Origin of the sequence: Oceanobacillus limi (assembly GCF_900111445.1) — a bacterium.
Taxonomy (GTDB): Bacteria; Bacillota; Bacilli; order Bacillales; family Amphibacillaceae; genus Ornithinibacillus; species Ornithinibacillus limi.
In genome coordinates, this window is sequence record NZ_FOHE01000003.1 from 63,225 (window position 1) to 81,444 (window position 18,220).

Here is an 18,220-nt window from a genome sequence, read left to right on the forward strand (position 1 = left end):
GATTACAAGTTTCTATTAGATACGGAATATACAAAATTATAGAATAAGGAGGTTTTATTCGATGAAAAAAATGTTCACGGTTATGCTCTTACTTATAATACTACTAAGTGGAATGCAAGGTGTAGCCGCAGATGCAACCCAACCACCTATTGATGAGGTAAAACAAATTATTACAGAGAAAGCAATAGCATATGATATCCCACCTGAAATTTTAAAGGCGATTGCCTATGAAGAAAGTGGATACCGGCAATTTCAAAATGGAGAACCTTATATTTCCGAAGACGGCGGTATTGGGATCATGCAGGTAACTCCAGAAAAAATTGATATTGTCGTAGATGAAGAGCGCCTAAAATATGATATCGAATACAATATCGAAATAGGTGCAAGCGTACTAGATAGTAAATGGGACCTAACATACCTTCCTAGTGTGAATAATCAGGATAGAGAGGTATTAGAAGAATGGTATTTTCCGATAACAGCTTATAATGGCCTTTCTAAAAGGAACGATCCAAACTTGCATCCTGGTGATACCTATCAGGAGGATGTGTATAGTAGAATCGAAGGATCTTCACTAATTTATTGGAGCGGGTCACATTTTGAATTTCCAGAATTTGATATTAGATATGATACAGGTGACGACACGATGAAGTTCCCACCTGGGGTATCCTATACAACGATGACTATAACTCCATCGCAACAAATGTATCAACCTGGAGATTTAATTTATATTGATGGAAGAGATGGTGCAATTAACTTTCGATCATCACTAGCTCCAAATGCAGACATTACGAAGTTAATTCCTTATACACCACTAGAAGTAGTTGATGGACCTTTTGAATCATCCAATATAAATAATGATTTTAGTTACTATAAGCTTGAGGGTATATCTGCAGATGGATATGCTAGCTCTGCTTATTTGAATCAAGCGAATCAAGATTTTACATTTTCTGACCCAATTACAGATGAAAGGGCTGCGGCACTATATTTCTTAGCGATGAATGAATATGTCACAGGATTCCAAGATGGAAGCTTTGGTTCAGAGGAACCTCTTAGAAGAGAGCATGTAGCGGTGATACTTGATCGGATCTTAGATATGGAAATGCCAAGTGATTATGAAATGCAAGCAGATGATGTTTCAGAAAATAACCCTTATTATGATGCACTCGCAAAAGCGGAATATAATGGCTATCTTGGAGTAGGTGGAAAATTACGGCCACAGGAATATTTAACTCGTTCTCAAATGGCATCTGTTTTAGTGCGAGCGTTCGATGCATATTATCAAGAACCAACAGAAGATCATGTTTTCGAGGATCAGTCTTCCATATGGAACTATGAGCCGATTAATACGTTATATTTTAATGAAATAACGATTGCTGACCCATATCGTCCAAACGAAGATGTTACTCGTTCTCAGTTTGCTTTGTTTATATATCGTACGTTGGTTGAATAAAAGTATAGATAAAAGGACAGCCCCTAATTAATAATGATAGGAGCTGTCCTTTTTTATTTTATTGGATAGGGTAGGCACGCCATTTTGTTAGGTCTACTTCATCTACAAGAATCATGGATGCTGGAAAGACAAATGACCAAGGCTTACTTGTATTCGCTTTAACAGTGAAATTCTCCATTTTAAAACTACCGCGAGCGACTTCCTGATCAGACGCATCTTTAATACCAAGCGGGATCTGTTCCAAATGAATGTTCTTATTCGAGCCATTCCGAATAAGTAATGTTACGACCAATTCGCCGGAATCTTTTTTCTTTGCTTCGATCCCCATAAAATTAACTTCTCCAGACTTTAAGGAAGGAGCATTTTTTACAAGCTTTTCTAAGGATTCTTTAGTTTCCTGTGCAATGGACTTCTCCCAAGATTCTTCTAAATCAAGTTGATGCTCTCTTTTTAATTCAAAAGCGAGTGACCAGTCATCTACTAGCTCATCAATATTCATGCTCAGTTCACTTCTGCCAAAGACAAAACTCCAAGGTCTCGCGCTGTTAGGGGGAATGGTTCCAAGCTTGGAAAGATCAAATTCCTTTCGAGCAATCGGTTCTTTATCGGCATTTAACAAGAGAATGGCTGTTTTACCAAATTGAATGGATTTAGAAACCGTGCTTCGAATCAATCCTGTAACAGTTATGCTATCTTTCCTTTTGGAAAGTTCCATTCCATAAATGGATATCTGATTCTCTCTAAGCTTAGGGCTTTCACTATTGTGAAAGGCATAGACATAACGTTCTTCATCTGTTAGTTTCCATTCGTCAGGGATAGATAATGTTGTTTCCTTGTTCTCAGTACTAGATCCATTTACTTCAGAGGCTAAATATTCTGCAGCATCTGTAACATTATCTTCCGTTTTCTTTTTTTTGCTTCTTGAAAAGTTGAACATATAACCTTCCTTTCATTGTGATTTCGTTATTTATTTCGTTGTTTTGTCAGTTGTTTGATTGTTTGAGTGATCCGTAAAGCCATTTCGTATTTAATCTCTGCAAAGAATGATTCAAAGAGGGTATACCCTTCTTTTTCAAAAATTTGAATCGGATCCTCTTGTTGGTATTGCCGCATTCCAATTCCTTCTTTAAGCTGGTGCATCGTATCTAAATGTGCTTTCCACAATCTGTCAACAACGCTTAATGTAAGGCTTTTGGAGAGGGATAAGATTTCTTTATCATCCTTAAATGAGCGCAATGCATCGATGTGTTCCTTAACATAGGGGTCTACATAATCTTGTATTTCCTCAACAGTTTCAAACGTTTCTTCTCCAAATGAAAAGCTTGAAAGGAGTACTTTGTTTAATTCTTCTTGTAGAACCTGAACATCCATTAACTCTGGGCTTTCTTCATTTCCAAAAAAGGATAGGATGATTTCTGCTGGAATGGATTTCGTTTGCTTGACGACAAAATCAATAATATTAGTATCAAATACGGAATCCCGGAATTGGTAAACCACTTCACGCTGTTTATTTAATACATTTTCAAGCTTTAGGTTGTATTCACGGATTTGGTAATGGATTCCCTCCGAGATTTTTTGAGCAGTGTCAACAAATTTATGAACATTATTGGAGGTGATGAATCCTGTCTTATCGAACTTGAGTTTTGGATGAATTCGCTCCAATTCTTCCTCTGCGTACCTTACAAACAAGTAATCCTCCAGTGAAATAATGAATTGAGTTGAACCAGGGTCACCTTGACGACCGGAGCGTCCTTTTAGTTGGTTATCAATTCGTTGGCTTTCGTTCCGTTCCGTGCCAATTACATGCAAACCGCCAAGCTCGGCCACGCCTTCACCAAGCATAATATCTGTTCCACGGCCAGCCATGTTGGTAGCAATCGTGATTTTTCCTTTTTGTCCAGCTAATGCCACTAACTGAGCTTCCTTTTCCGCGCTTTTCGCATTTAGTAACTGATATTCAATACCCTCTTTATCGAGGATTTCGGCAATTTCCTCTGATTTTATGATAGAGCTTGTCCCAATAAGAATTGGTTGGCCAGTAGCATGACGTTTCTTAATATCTTCTATTAGGTAGTTATATTTTTGCTCTTTTTTCATAAACACGATATCCGAATGGTCTATCCGTTGGTTTGGCTTATTTGGTGGAATTTGAATGACATCCATTCCATAGACGGTTCGAAGCTCTGTTTCCTCTGTCTTTGCTGTACCTGTCATCCCTGATAACGTTTGGTACATTTGATAGTAGTTTTGAATGGTAACGGAAGCATGTGTTTTATTTTCGTCGGTATTGCGCAATCCTTCTTTTGCTTCAATTGCTTGGTGAAGGCCATCACTCAAACTTCGGCCTTCCATGATTCGCCCTGTGTTCATGTCGATTAACTTGACTTCTCCATCATCAACAATATAATCTACATCGCGATGGTAGATGGTACGAGCACGCAATGCTTGTAATAATGCGTGGAATAAAGAACTATGTTCTAAATCAAATAAATTCGATATACCAAAGACTTTTTCACATTTCGTTATTCCACTTTCTGTGAAATTAACCGTTTTGAGTTCTTGATCTAATGTATAATCTTCATCTTGCTTTAAGTTTTTGACAGCCATGGAACAGACTTTATAAAGCCTGCTACTTGGTTGGTCCTTACCAGCAATAATAAGTGGAGTTCTTGCTTCATCAATAAGAACACTATCCACTTCATCAATAATTGCAAAGTGATACGGACGCTGTACTTTCTCTTCTGGTGAACTAACCATATTATCTCTCAAATAGTCAAAGCCGAATTCTGTCCCAACTCCATAGGTTATGTCACAATTATAGGCCTCTTTTTTTTGCGAGTTGCTTAATTGAGCGATGTTTAGACCAACGGTAAGTCCTAAAAATTCATGGATTTGCCCAATTAATTCTTTGTCGCGTTTTGCTAAGTATTCATTTACTGTAATAATATGGGCGCCTTTTCCTTCCAGTGCATACAGGTATCCTGGCAGAGATGCGACAAGGGTTTTTCCTTCTCCTGTCTTCATTTCTGCGATATTACCTTTCACAAGAACAAGGCCACCAAGTAACTGTATGTCATAATGGCGTAAACCTAGAACCCGTTTGGATGCTTCTCTAACTGTAGCAAAAGCTTCAACCGTTAGATCGTGAATTGTTTCTCCTTGCTCTAACCGCTGTTTAAACTCCTCGGTTTTTTGCTTTAGTTCTTCATCCGAATATTGCTCAAACTGTTTCTCAAGCGTATTAATCTTGTTAATTAACTTCATATATGGTTTTAATGCACGAATTCTTTTTGGATGTTGACTTGCCTTCTGTTTGTTCATTTATACAATACTCCTTAAATGTAGTATTCATTGTACTAGTATAGCATGAATGGGAATGATAAGATAAGATATATTCAAATACAAATTTTGGCTAGTAAAAGTTCTTTTTTTCTGAAAGTATTATGAATCATGACATATACAATGAATTCGATTAAAATTGGATGTAGAATTTTGAAAGGATTGAATAGAAAATGGCGATTGGAATTGTGGGGAATTATGGTAACGACAATGAAGGAGATGAAGCGATACTAGAAGGTGTCATCGTTCAGTTGGAAGAAGCCTATGAGATTGAACGAAAGGAAATTGTCGTTTTTTCTAATAACCCAGAACAGATTAGTAATAAGCACGGTGTTCAATCCGTAGAACTTTTTCAAAAGAAAAAGAGTGACCCTATGAAGTTCTTAGCAACGGTCATCCATAATAAACCAATTATTCGTGACCTGGATCTGTTAATCATTGGTGGCGGCGGAATTTTAATGGATCTTTATCGAAATGGGGCTATCATATACGGGATGTATGGTTGGTTGGCAAAGCTCACGAACACCCCTTACGTCATATACGGTGCCGGTGCAGGACCGATTTCTACATTGCTCGGTAGGACAATTTTAAAATCACTCGGAAATTCTGCGAACCTAATTACGGTACGTGACCCAAAATCAAAAGCATTACTAGAATCTATCGGGGTAAAAAAGCCAATACATGTTATTTCTGATCCGGCATTTTTTGTGAAAGCACCTAAACCCATAGCAAATAAATTGGATAAACTTCAAATAGGTGTAACAGCGGTACCTTATTATAATATCAATTATTGGCCTGTAGAAGATAAAAGTAAATACAATCATTACATAAACGGGATGGCTACGAATCTGGATAATCTTTTGCGTGAATACCCAAATGCAAAAGTCAACTTTTTTTCTACAAAACACCCATATGATACGGAGGTTACTAAGGATATAAGAGAGCTAATGAGGTATAAAGGACGCTCGGTTGTATACGAGGAGGAAATGAAACTTGAGAAAAAGGGGATGAACCACAAAGAAATATTACAATTTATTGGTGAACAAGATATTGTCATTGGTACGAGACTTCATTCTTTAATATTGTCTCTTGTTACGAACATACCGATCATTGCTATTTCGTATCATCAGAAAGTTAAGGATTTCATGGATTCTATCGATTGTAGCGATCTCGTCATTCCAATTGATGAATTATCCGAACGTGAGGATTTCTTTTTAAAAACATACATGGAAATGGAAAAAGATTGGAGCGAAACGGTTAAGAAGTTTGAGACGATTACGAATAATGTCAAAAACAAATCTCCAAAAGGAATGGATTTAGTAAAGACGGTATATAAAAGATGAGGTAGTTTATTTTATACAACATCCACTTATAGTGAATTGTCCTATTAATTGGTATAATAGGTTTGTTTATTCCCACATAAAACTACAACTTTTCTATTTTAGGCTTTATTGAATCAAAGAAAGTGGGTTCTTATGTTTAAGTCTCGTTTTATAAAAATATTAGGTGCTATAACAATAATCAATATCATTGCACGTTTGTTTGGGTTTGCTAGGGAAATAGGGATTGGTTACCAGTATGGAACTAGCTTTCAAGCGGATAGTATTATCACAGCATTTACGATACCGAATTTTCTTTATACGGTTATTGGAGGAGCGATTACAACTGCGTTTATTTCGATATACAGCAAATTAAGCAATCCATTAAGAAATGATTTTGTACAAACCATATACACAAGCCTAAGCTTAATTGTAGGTTCCTTAACTATTATGTTCCTAATTTTTCCTGAGTTTTGGATGAGGCTTTTCTTCTCTGGCATGTCTGAAGAAGCATTGAGCCTTACAACCAATTTATTTCTCTGGACAGCACCTGCAACATTTTTTTTAGTCCTTTCGATGCTGTTTAGCGGTCTACATAATGTTCATGAAAATTATCGACTAACCAGCATATCGTCTGTTGTTTTTAATGGAATTTATTTATTGATCGGTTTTGGGCTAACCCCGTTGTTAATGGAATATTCATATGCGCTAGGAGCTACACTAGGAGCTGTGTTCATGTTTATCTTGCTCGTCTACCAAAGTAGAAAGCAACGCCTTGCTCCGCTTCAGTTTAAAATTGTTCGATTAGCGGAAACAAAAAGGTTTTTAAAATTAGCGATGCCCTTAATTTTTGGGGGAGCAACCATTCAATTTTACTTGATTATCCAACGGATTTATGCTGCTAACTTATCAGACGGTGCCATAGCAGCCATTAATTATGCATCAAAAATGACGCAGCTTCCACAGGCTGTATTAATGACAAGTGTAACAACGATCGTTTATCCTTTATTAGCTAAAGCTGCTGGGGAAGGCGATTTTTTCAAGTTAGATCAAGCATTTAAAAAAGGATTCAGGCTGTTAACTTTGATATTACTTCCGGCAAGTGTATTTATTTTTATTTATGCAAAGGAAATTATTTCGATCATTTTTCAATATGGGAACTTTACCGAGGACTCAACGAATGCGACATATCCGTTGCTGCAGCTATTTTCGATATCAATCTTTAGCTTGGCACTTAATACCTATATTACACGTTTTTTCTATGCGTTAGAAAGTACGTTACTGCCAAATATTATCAATATTGTCTCTGTTTTTGGTGTGAATATTTTTGTTATTAACCTATTCATCGATCGGTTTGGCGTATCTGCTATTGCGTTAGGTACCGTGTTAAGTACAATAATTAATATGTTATTCCTTATTCTATTTGCGAGAATAAAACTCAATTTAGTATTAAGTAATTGGAAGTATGTGGCAATCATCTCGGTATTTGTCTTGTTCTCGGTAAGTATAATTTGGTTATCTTCCATAGTTATGGTTGGTTCTCTGTTTCTATCTTTACTATTTGGCGGTGTGATTACACTGTTCCTTGTTGCTGGAGGATTGAAGTTTTTGAAGGAATAACTGAAATTCAGTTATGATTATTTTAAGGAGTTTCGTTATGAATAAATTTTCACAAAACCAATTATCATTCCTATTATCTGGTGCATTCTTTTTAATTCTACTTTTTAATGTATTTACGGTTACTAAGCTTCCGATTAGTGACTTGGCATTTACTACGATGGAATGGATGCATTATGTAGCGTTTTTTGTCGTTGGTTATACCATGGCAAAACAGGTGCAAGGTGGAAATAAAATAACCCCGTTTTATAGTGGTATTACATTATTTGGTTTAGGGTATGTACTCGTTCATCTTATAAACGGTAACTATTATAATAATAGCGAGCTAACCGTCATTCTATTATATTTAGTATTTATTTTGGCTGTATCCCATGTGAAATGGAAGCCAAAGCATTTTATTTTATTTGGATATATGAGTCTAGGAGTAATTCTTTTATTAATGATTCAGTGGGTTCAACTTGGAGCTCAGATGAGTAGTTTTCAAAGTTATATTCGAAATCCAAATATTTTAGGTGTCTTTGTTTCATGTTTACTTTTCTTTCCGTTAGTGGCAATAAAATATGTACCGACGTGGAATAGGGTATTATTTATTTTTGGCATAGGGGCTGCATGTATTTTAATTTATGTATCTTCTGCAAGAGCGGTTCTGTTGCTGCTAGTAACGGTTTTTCTAAGTAGGCTTATTTTGTTTTATTCAAAAAAAGTTTTCTATTATTTACTTGGACTTTTATTACTTTTTAACACATTCTTTTTGTTAGTGTATACTATGCTTGCCAATAGTGCCTATTTCAAAAAACTTAATGAATTGTCTGTCGATATATTCGGTAAGAATTTATTCTCTGGAAGGCAGGATGTTTGGGAGTCTGTATTGCAATTTGGATTGAAACAGCCATTTTTTGGACATGAAGTTGGAATTGTCCCAAAAGATTATATTGAAGGTACACATTATGTACATACACATAATCAATACCTACAAATCTTCATTGAAAGTGGAATTGTTGGTATGGTTTTATTTGTACTTTTTTTATATGGTATTTGGAAGGTATACCAGAAGGGGTTAGACTTTTCTATCGTAAGGTGGTCAGCTTGCTTTTTCTTGGGTATATTAGTATATCAGAATGTGGAAGTATCTTTATTTTTTAATATGCAATCAATCGGTTTATTACAATGGTTTATCATATCAGTTGGTATAAGTGGTGTACTTTATTCGAAAACTATGGAAAATGATACGAGGTATAATAGCTAAAGGGTAGCTTTATTATGTATTAGAAATATTTAGTGGACATCATTTGTTAGAAATCATCACACAAATAATGCTTGATAAAGGTAATGGGAATCGATATAGAAAGGAACTAGCCTTATGAATTATCGGACAAGGTTGTTATTACTAATATTAATGGATTCGTTAATTGTTAGTACGGCCATTTTTATCGCATCTTGGATCGCGTATCCGTATGAACCTGTTATTCATACATCTTCATTAATAATCAGTGCTATTGCATTACTTGTTTTCCATCATTTGTTTGCAGTTTTATACAATTTATATAAAAAAGTATGGTCCTATGCTAGTGTTGGTGAATTAACGGCAATTGTAAAGGCTATTACATTATCTATTATTGGGACAGGTATCGTTCAATTTCTTGTAAATGACTTTGAGATCTATAAACGTGCGCTTTTAGTAACGTGGATGCTGCATGTGATTCTAATCGGGGGATCTCGGTTTATTTGGCGTGTGTTGCGAGATCGGTATATTTTCAAGTCTGAAGATAAGAAACGCACATTAATAATAGGTGCAGGTTCGACAGGCGCAATGATTGTTAGACAGATTAAAGATCAACAAAACGCAGAATTGTTAGCAATTGGATTCATAGATGACAATCGTTCGAAACAAAAAATGCAATTATATAACTTACCAGTACTGGGGAGCACAAAAGATATAGAATCAGTTATTAAAAATCATAAAATTGAGCATGTAATTATTGCAATCCCAACATTACGGAAAGCTGTATTACATGAAATTGTCACAACTTGTAATAAATTGAAGGTTGAAGCACAGATTATACCGAAAATGGAAGATTTGATGACTGGGAAGGTATCTGTAAATCAACTTAAAAATGTTGAAGTGGAGGATCTTTTAGGTCGGGAACCAGTTGAGCTAGATATCCAAACCATTTCTGAATATGTAACTGGAAACACCGTGCTAATTACTGGGGCAGGAGGTTCAATCGGGTCTGAGTTATGTCGACAATTAATGCGCTTTACGCCAAAGAAAATTGTGTTAGTGGGACAAGGGGAGTATAGTATCTATTCCATAGATATGGAGCTTAGAGAGAAATATAGAGATGTGGATATTGATATCATCCCTCTTATTGGGAATGTCCAAGATCGTGCACGGATGTTTGATATTGTCGAAAAAACAAAACCGACAATTATCTATCATGCAGCAGCTCATAAGCATGTACCATTAATGGAATATAACCCGCATGAGGCCGTCAAAAATAATATCATCGGTACGAAAAATGTAGCAGAAGCGGCTGATACTTTTGGAGTTAATACATTCGTGCTTGTCTCATCTGACAAGGCGGTTAACCCTACCAATGTTATGGGAGCTACAAAACGCGTTGCTGAAATGGTTATCCAAGACTTAAATACACGAAGTAAAACAAATTTTGTTGCGGTACGGTTTGGAAATGTTTTAGGTAGTCGGGGGAGTGTTATCCCATTATTTAAAAAACAAATTAGACAGGGCGGTCCTATTACAATTACGGATCCTGAAATGACCAGGTACTTTATGACCATCCCAGAAGCCTCGAGACTAGTTATCCAAGCGGGGGCATTAGCAAAAGGTGGGGAGATCTTTGTTCTTGATATGGGAGAGCCAGTGAAGATTGTAGATTTAGCTCGCAATTTAATTCATTTATCTGGTTATACAGAAGAGGATATTCCTATCGAATTTACGGGTATTAGACCTGGTGAAAAAATGTTTGAAGAGCTTTTAAGTGAAAGTGAAGTCCATCCTGGAGAAGTGTATGAGAAGATATATGTTGGTCGTACAACGGAAGTTAATCCAATGGAATTACTACATTTTATTAGTCAATTTGAGAGCCTTTCAAACGAGGGGATAAAAAAGGAATTAATGCAGATCGTTTCAACAAAATCGATAAAATCTGCAATTGAAAAATAGCTCGAAAGATAGTTGAAATGGGGAATGCAGATATGAAGATCTGTTTTTTAGCAGCTGCTTCGTCAATCCATACAGTTCGTTGGGTGAATGCAATAGCAGCACGTAAACATGAGGTTCATTTAATTACAATGCACCGGATTGCGTTAGATCAAATCAATTCCAATGTAACGGTTCACAAGCTAACTTTTCCTGCTCCTGTAGGCTACTATGCGAACGCATTAGAAGTAAAGCTACTTCTTCGCTCGATTAAACCGGATCTATTGCACGCACATTATGCAAGTGGCTATGGAACGCTTTCTAGACTTGTTCATTACAGGCCGACTCTTCTTTCTGTATGGGGAAGCGATGTTTACTTATTTCCTTATCAGAGCAAGAGAAATGGAAAAATAATTCAAAAAAACTTAAAAGCTGCAAACCACATCACATCTACTAGTCATGCGATGAAGGAGCAAACGGAACGAATTATCTCTGTAACACGTGAAATCGATGTTATTCCATTTGGGATAGATTTAGAATTATTTAATTCGAAACAAAAGGGTGGTAATGACGAACAAATTGTTATTGGAACCATTAAAGGATTAAAACCCGTATATGGTATTGACATACTTATTGAATCAACGGCAAAATTAATACAGGAGCTAACTTCATCCAACCAAGCCAATATTGCTGAAAAAATTAGGTTAAAGATTGTAGGAGATGGTCCAGAATTAGTGAAACTACAACAATTAACAGAGAAGCTCAACATAGCCGATATTACTGAGTTTGTTGGGGCAGTTCCAAATGAACAAGTTCCAAATTATTTAAATCAATTGGACATTTATTGTGCATTTAGTAGGAGTGAAAGCTTTGGGGTAGCAGTGTTAGAGGCCTCTGCTTGCAAAGTTCCAGTTGTCGTTAGTAATGTTGGTGGATTGCCTGAAGTGGTAAAGGATGGAGAAACAGGCTATGTTGTTAATACAGAAGACAGTAGCAATATTGTAGAAAAACTACGAATACTCGTTTCTGATAAAGATAAAAGACATACATTTGGTCGTAACGGGAGGAGTTTCGTTCAGCATAACTTTGAATGGGAGAAAAATGTTATGGAAATGGAGAAGGTTTATTCTGACATAATAATTGATTATCCCATGTAGACCAGACTTCTTTCGAGTTGAAATGTATAATTAGTGATTTAGATTGACAATTATACAGCTTTTTCTTTTGAAATTGATGTATAATAGAAAATAATTTTTAAAAAAATAGAAGAAATATAAAAGGAATTGATTATATTGCTTTCTTTTTTCAAAAGGAAAAAAAAGAGACCAAAACCTAAGTTAAAACATCAGCTGAAAATAGAACAAAGTAAGCAAGCTCTATCAATACAAGGTATGTTATCGAAGGAAGAGTATCTTGTCAGTGAATTATGGCTTTTTCCTAGAAAAAGTCTAGATGGATTTTTGATTGACAGTACACAACCTTCAAACAGCTTTGTTTTCCATGCACCTCTCGATAAATTAATGGAGAAATTTCGAAGCAATGAGGAACTTATCTATGATTGGTATTTTAAAGTTACGGTACCATACGATATGTTAAGTGAAGTAAAGAAGAAAGATAAGAATGTAAAGCTCATTGATCAAGGTGATGAATTAGTTGCTGAGTATTTTATGCGCTTAGGTAAGTTTCAGTATTCTGAAATAAATATACCTACTTTTTATCATGAGCAAGAAGATACATTGATCAACTACGTTACGAAAAAAGGTAATTTGTCATTAGTATACAACGACGAACCGAATACACCTACAAAGCTCCAAATAGATGGGTTTAAGAGACGGAAAGGCTTGTTGCAGCTTGAGGGGAAAATTTTTACACGAAATTCCAAGATATTATCCTCGGAATTAGTACTAAAGGGTAGAGACACGTTGGTTGAATTTACATCAACAAAAACCGAATTTACGCATCAAGGAGATATTGTTGAGAAGAAATATGGACTTAATAGATATCTCTATAAAGCGGAAATAGACCTTGCTACTGCGAGTAATGGACGGGTTTTAGAAGAAGATGTATATGATCTTTATTTTAAGCTAGTTATGCATGATATGCGAGAGCCTAAATATGTAAGAATCGGAAGACCTACATTTAAGGCGAAGTTCTTTTTAAACGATCTATATGCGAAAGATAATAAGGAAGCTGCTGTAATTAGACCCTATTATACGTTTAAGAAACGTAATCTTTCCTTAGAGGTTTATACATTCCCTGTGGAAACATATAATTACCTTCGCAGGATTATGAGATGGGCATGGCTTATTCGATTACTTAACAAAAATAAAAACGTATGGTTAGTTGGGGAAAGAGTATATAAAGCGCAAGATACGGGACTTGCCTTTTTCAAGTACCTTCGCACCCAACATCCAGATAAAAATGTCTACTACGTAATTGACAAAAACTCACCAGAGAAGAAAAATGTTGAGAAATATGGAAATGTGCTTGACTTTAAATCGAAACAACATATTTTGAACACAATTATTGCAAAAAAGATTATTTCTTCCCATCATCCAGATTATATTTATCCAATAAGAACTAATATCTTCAAATCAAAAATCAAAGCGGATAAGATCTTTCTTCAACACGGTGTAATGGGAACGAAAAATATGGTTGCGAACTATGGTAAGAACGCTCCTGATTTTGACGTAGATTTTTTTCTAGTAAGTTCTGAATTTGAAAAGGATATTATAATAAATGACTTTGACTATCATCCTGACAACGTTTTTGTAACGGGGCTATCTCGCTTTGATACACTTTTTGCAAACGATGTTCCTTTGAAGAAACAGGTTTTAATAATACCAACATGGCGGGATTGGATCGTTACGGATGAAGCATTTATAGAAAGTGAGTATTATGACAGGTATAAAGAATTAATAAACAGCGAACGTTTCCATAAGTTGGCTACGGAGCACGGATTTGAAATATTATTTTGTTTACACCCTAATATGCAGAAGTTCTCCAGATACTTTGAGAATGATTTCGTAAAAGTTATTTCTCAGGGGGAAGTAGATGTACAGCATCTGTTAAAAGAAAGTGCTTTGATGATTACCGACTATTCTAGTGTTGGGTTCGATTTTAGTTTTCTGTATAAACCAGTAATTTACTATCAATTTGATAGAGAACGATTTATTGGAAAAAGGCCATCACATCTAGATTTAGATCAAGACCTGCCTGGAGAAATTGGCTTTGAACAGGAAGAAATTTTGGATCTTGTACAAAAATATGCAACGAATGAATTTGCTATGAAAGAAGAGTATAGAAAACGTGCGGACAAATTTATAGCGCATCGAGATCGAAATTCTTCCGAAAGAATCTTTCAAGTTGTCGTTAATAATGAGGAGAAACATCCTATTATCGCAAACCCAAAGTATCCAATGCTCAAAGCAGGCTTTTATAGAAAGTTTCGAAAAAGCAAATTGTATTATCCAACTATCAAAGCTTTCTATAATATCGGTAGAAGAGTCATTCCGGTTGATCCAAAGTTAATTCTGTTTGAAAGTGGTTTAGGAAAACAATATAGTGACAGTCCTAGGATGATCTATGAAGAAATCCTTCATCGTAACATGGATTATAAGAAAGTATGGGTTTATAATAAAAAGCATCGTTTTTCTGATCCAAATACAAAACGGATAAAGCGACTGACACCAGCATACTTCTATTACTTATTACGATCTAAGTATTGGGTAAATAATCAAAACTTCCCGACTTATATTAAGAAGCGGCCACAAACAACCTATTTACAGACCTGGCATGGTACACCCTTGAAAAAGATGTTATTTGATCTTACCGAGGTTCATGGTAGAAGTGATGATTATGTCAACAGAGTTAGTAATGCGGTGAAAAATTGGGATTATCTCATCTCACCTAGTCGTTACGCAACAAATGCGTTTAAGAGTGCATTCCAATATAATGGGAAGGTATTGGAAATAGGATATCCAAGAAATGACATTTTTTATAACGAGGAACGATTTGAGGTTATTGACTCTGTAAAAACACAACTAGGGATTCCAAAGGAAAAAAAGGTTATTCTTTATGCTCCAACCTTTAGGGATTATCAAACATCCAAGAAAAATAAATTTAAATTGGATCTTCAATTAGATTTGGAAAAGCTACAGGCCGAACTTGGCGAGGAATACGTATTAGTATTGCGTATGCATTCGTTAATTAGTAACAAAATCAGCATAGACGAAGAGCTTGAGTGTTTTGTTATTAATGCTTCAAACTATGGAGATATTCAAGAGCTATACTTGGTAACGGATATATTAATCACTGATTACTCATCGGTGATGTTCGACTTTGCTAATACTAAGAATCCAATGTTATTTTACACGTATGATTTTGAACTATACCGGGACAATATTAGAGGCTTCTACATGGACTTTGAAGAGGAGGCACCTGGCCCGCTAGTTTTCGATACCGATGAAATCATTGAAAAAGTGAAAACAATCAACCAAGTAGAAGTTGATTATGAACAGAAGTATCGTGCCTTCAGGGAAAAGTATTGTTCATTAGAAGATGGCTTTGCTAGCAAACGTGTTGTAGATGCGGTATTTACAGAGTCTAAAAAGTAGTCTTTCTAAAAACCCCTATCTATTTATAGATGGGGTTTTTCAAAGTAGAGAAAGAAATACATTGGCTATTTTTCTTTACAGCAGGTATAATGGAGTCAATTGAATTTTTAACATATCAATCTATTAAATTATTTTTATAGAAAAGTACCCTATTATACGTACGTATTTCTTTAAGAGGGAGGGAACATGTTGATTAGGATAATTATTCTAGCCTTCTTAACATTAATTTTATCACTGATTATAACTCCAATAATTATTAAATATGTAAAAAAGTTTAACTTAACGGATAAACCCGATTATCGTAAGGTACACAGTGATCCAATCCCAACACTTGGGGGATTAGCAATATTTTTAAGCTTTTTGTTTGGTTTACTGATTCTTCAACCTACTGATGAAAGTCATTTAGCCATTATCTGTGGCGCATTTATCATAATTGCTCTCGGAGTAGTAGATGATTTAATTAATCTCTCAGCAAAGTGGAAATTTGCTGTGCAAATTCTTATAGCCTCCTTGGTTGTTTTTTGGGGGGGATTACATGTAGAGTTTATTAACCTTCCATTTGGAGGGCAGGTGCAATTCGGATTTTTTAGTTCCATTATTACTATTTTGTGGATCGTTGGTATCACGAATGCAATTAATTTAATTGATGGTTTAGACGGATTAGCAGCTGGAGTATCCTCCATTGCATTACTTACGATTGCTGGAATGGCTTTAATCATGGGAGATGTATATGTTGTATCCATTGCTTTGATTTTATTTTTTAGCACAATGGGATTTTTACGATACAATTTTTATCCTGCAAAAATATTTATGGGTGATACAGGAGCAATGTTTTTAGGATACATGATATCCGTACTAGCATTACTTGGATTCAAAAATATTACAGTTATATCGTTTGTTATTCCAATTTTTATCTTAGGTGTACCAATTTCTGATACATTAATCGCTATGGTACGCAGATTTATTAATAAACAGCCAATTTCAAGTCCAGATTCTTCTCATTTGCATCATCGATTAATGAAATACGGGTTTACACATAAACAGACTGTTCTTTTTATCTATGGGTTAAGCACGATGTTTAGTGTATCAGCAATTCTATTTTCGATGACAACCATATGGGGGTCAATATTGATCGTTGGATTTGTTTTATTAGCTATTCAAGTTCTAATAGAGGATTTGGAACTAATTAATAGTAATTATAAACCGTTAACTAACTTAGTGAAATCATTACGGCAAAAGTAATGATCAAGTGAATTTTGATACTTTAATATGGTTTACATTAGAATAAACTAACAAAAACACCCTATCCATTGTCTATTTGGATAGGGTGTTTTTTGCTTAGTATGAATCTGTCGTATCAAATGTATTACTAGGTGAGACAGGTTTATTCGTTAAAGAACTAGAATCTAACTCAAGATGCTGTTTGAAAATTTCCTTTGTTTCATTTAAGGCAGTCTCATCAAGCTTCCAGTAGTACTTTTTCTTAGGTTCATAAACCCAATTATCCTCACCGTCAAGCGAGTGTGTATCAAAGTCTAAGTCTTTCCCACTAGTACCATAAGAAATTAAACTTTTCATCTCATCAAATTCCATATTTGTAGTCATGTTACTACCAACTGCTTCGATAATATCATCATATTTTAAAACAGAGTTTAATGATATGGATTTCTTAATAATTGCTTTAATAATATCTTGCTGTCTTTTACCACGTTCAATATCGTTATCTAGTTTTCTAGTACGAGCTAATGCTAATGCTTCTTCTCCATTTAGGTCTTGTTCACCTGGAAGTAAATGGATTGCCCTCGGACGGTCCATCGAATCCTGTTCATAAAATTCATAAGGAACATCCACAGTAATTCCATCTATTGCATCTACTACATCGATAAATGCTTCGAAGTTAACTTTAAACCAATAATCTATTGGAATATCTAATAGATTTTCTACCGTATCAATGGTAGCATCCGTGCCGCCAAATGCATGGGCATGGTTTATTCTATCTTCATAGCCTACCTCAGGAATATAAACTTTTGAATCACGAGGGATGCTTAACAGTTTGACACTTTTATCCTCTTTATTTAAGGTTGCTACCAAAAGTGTATCTGTACGTGAACTATCTGAATTCGCACGGATATCACTTGCATCAACACCCATGATTAGGATGGAGATGTTGTTCTCTTTTGGATTAACGGGTGCTTCGCGTAATTTGGATTTTTCTTTTCCATCATCTTGATGTGACTCAGAAAAAACGGATTCAGCTTTTGTATATAGATGAACCGCATATCCAAAAACTGATAATAGTAAAATCAGTGGAATTAAAATAAAATATATTCTTTTTCTTAATTTACGTTTTCTTTTTCGTTTCATCGACCTAGTATCTGGTGATGTTTTTTTAGACATATCAATTCTCCCTTTAAAAGTGAATTGTAGTATTCACAATTAATATATGAAAATATTATTGAGATGGATAAATATATATGATGATACAATATTTCAAGCTAATATTCGCCCTTTTTCGAGCAAACTAATCTTTATTTTACTATGAATAGCTCCATTAGTAAATATAAAGTTTAACAATAACTGAACATGGTGAGAATATTGTTGTGGCAATGGTAATTCTTGTTGTATGGTACACTATAAATATGACGAAATAATCATATGTAATGTTTCATTTTTTTATAACTTGCATGTAACGGCCATTGCGGATATTAGTACGATATTG

General features: G+C 35.1%; 11 protein-coding genes. 8 read left to right on the top strand and 3 right to left on the bottom strand.

Annotation, left to right across the window (positions count from 1 at the left end):
- Positions 1–61 precede the first annotated feature (61 nt).
- Positions 62–1,450: an S-layer homology domain-containing protein gene (locus BMX40_RS04545; protein ID WP_090867300.1), complete on the top strand. Its 1,389-nt coding sequence runs from the start codon at positions 62–64 to the stop codon at positions 1,448–1,450.
- Between the two features lie 58 nt (positions 1,451–1,508).
- Here the strand turns inward: BMX40_RS04545 and BMX40_RS04550 are convergent, their stop codons facing one another.
- Complete coding sequence (locus BMX40_RS04550) at positions 1,509–2,387, bottom strand: accessory Sec system S-layer assembly protein (protein WP_090867302.1); 879 nt, start codon at positions 2,385–2,387, stop codon at positions 1,509–1,511.
- 26 nt (positions 2,388–2,413) lie between these two features.
- Positions 2,414–4,771 carry an accessory Sec system translocase SecA2 gene (gene secA2, locus BMX40_RS04555; protein ID WP_090867304.1) on the bottom strand — a complete coding sequence of 786 codons (2,358 nt, stop codon included), beginning with the start codon at positions 4,769–4,771 and terminating at the stop codon, positions 2,414–2,416.
- Between the two features lie 191 nt (positions 4,772–4,962).
- Between secA2 and BMX40_RS04560 the strand changes: the two genes are divergently transcribed.
- The 7 genes from BMX40_RS04560 (at position 4,963) to BMX40_RS04590 (ending at position 16,743) form a co-directional block, all read left to right on the top strand.
- Positions 4,963–6,132, top strand: a complete 1,170-nt coding sequence (locus BMX40_RS04560; protein ID WP_090867305.1) for a polysaccharide pyruvyl transferase family protein — start codon at positions 4,963–4,965, stop codon at positions 6,130–6,132.
- Positions 6,133–6,264: 132 nt separating this feature from the next.
- Positions 6,265–7,728, top strand: a complete 1,464-nt coding sequence (gene murJ / locus BMX40_RS04565; RefSeq protein WP_090867306.1) for a murein biosynthesis integral membrane protein MurJ — start codon at positions 6,265–6,267, stop codon at positions 7,726–7,728.
- 37 nt (positions 7,729–7,765) lie between these two features.
- Positions 7,766–8,971, top strand: coding sequence for an O-antigen ligase family protein (locus BMX40_RS04570; protein WP_170840662.1), 1,206 nt, complete (start codon positions 7,766–7,768; stop codon positions 8,969–8,971).
- 114 nt (positions 8,972–9,085) lie between these two features.
- Positions 9,086–10,909, top strand: coding sequence for a polysaccharide biosynthesis protein (locus BMX40_RS04575; protein WP_090867309.1), 1,824 nt, complete (start codon positions 9,086–9,088; stop codon positions 10,907–10,909).
- Positions 10,910–10,941: 32 nt separating this feature from the next.
- A complete protein-coding gene (locus tag BMX40_RS04580) occupies positions 10,942–12,042 on the top strand; it encodes a glycosyltransferase (protein ID WP_090867311.1) in 1,101 nt (366 codons plus the stop codon).
- 135 nt (positions 12,043–12,177) lie between these two features.
- Entirely contained in the window at positions 12,178–15,501 is a 3,324-nt protein-coding gene (locus BMX40_RS04585; RefSeq protein ID WP_090867313.1) for a CDP-glycerol glycerophosphotransferase family protein, read from the top strand.
- A 186-nt stretch (positions 15,502–15,687) separates the two neighbouring features.
- A complete protein-coding gene (locus tag BMX40_RS04590) occupies positions 15,688–16,743 on the top strand; it encodes a glycosyltransferase family 4 protein (protein ID WP_090867316.1) in 1,056 nt (351 codons plus the stop codon).
- A 96-nt stretch (positions 16,744–16,839) separates the two neighbouring features.
- Here the strand turns inward: BMX40_RS04590 and BMX40_RS04595 are convergent, their stop codons facing one another.
- Positions 16,840–17,898 carry an LCP family protein gene (locus BMX40_RS04595; protein ID WP_090867318.1) on the bottom strand — a complete coding sequence of 353 codons (1,059 nt, stop codon included), beginning with the start codon at positions 17,896–17,898 and terminating at the stop codon, positions 16,840–16,842.
- Positions 17,899–18,220 lie beyond the last annotated feature (322 nt).